This window comes from Pseudomonas sp. 06C 126 (genome assembly GCF_001855215.1).
Taxonomy (GTDB): domain Bacteria; phylum Pseudomonadota; class Gammaproteobacteria; order Pseudomonadales; family Pseudomonadaceae; genus Aquipseudomonas; species Aquipseudomonas proteolytica.
The window spans coordinates 1-540 of the sequence record NZ_MIFU01000160.1 but is presented as its reverse complement, the minus strand read 5'-3'; the positions used below and the strand labels follow the sequence as shown (position 1 = coordinate 540).

The 540-nt window shown below is 55.0% G+C and carries 1 protein-coding gene; it reads right to left on the bottom strand.

Translation table 11 applies throughout. The features are described from left to right. On the bottom strand, positions 1 to 540 hold a 540-nt coding region (locus BHC62_RS27150), incomplete at both ends, for an immunoglobulin-like domain-containing protein (RefSeq protein ID WP_143007610.1).

The following is a 540-nucleotide window of genomic DNA, read 5'->3' as shown; positions in this document are numbered from 1 at the left end:
GGTGACTTTATCGGTACCTGGAACCAGGTTTTCAAAGTGCTCGCCACCGGTGACTTTTTCGATGCCGGTCGTAACAGTCTGGTCGCCTTTGTACACATCATCCGGCGCTACAGCCGAAACAGTACCGCTCGACTCGTTCACACCGATAGTGATGACCTGTTTGTTATCGAGGGTGATGGTCAGCGGGCCAGTGGTGTTGGTGACTGGCTTGCCGTCCTTGTCGACCAGGGTGGCGGTGTAAACGATCTCGCCGCCTTCGCCGACAGTTTTGGTGGCAGTCAGGACCACATCAACCTTGTCGATAGTGTCGTTGATCTGCGTCGTTGCGCCGTCGCCTGCGACTACGAGCTTCTCGAAGTTACCGCCTTCAGTACCGGTGATCTTGACCGTCTGTGTGCTCTTATCGATGAACACGTCATCGCCTGGAGCATCAACAATCACGGTACCAACGGTTTCACCGGCTTTGATGGTGATGGTTTGCTTGTTGTCGAGGGTCAGGGTGACGTCAGTGTCAGCCTTGTTGCTCAAGGTGGCGGTGTA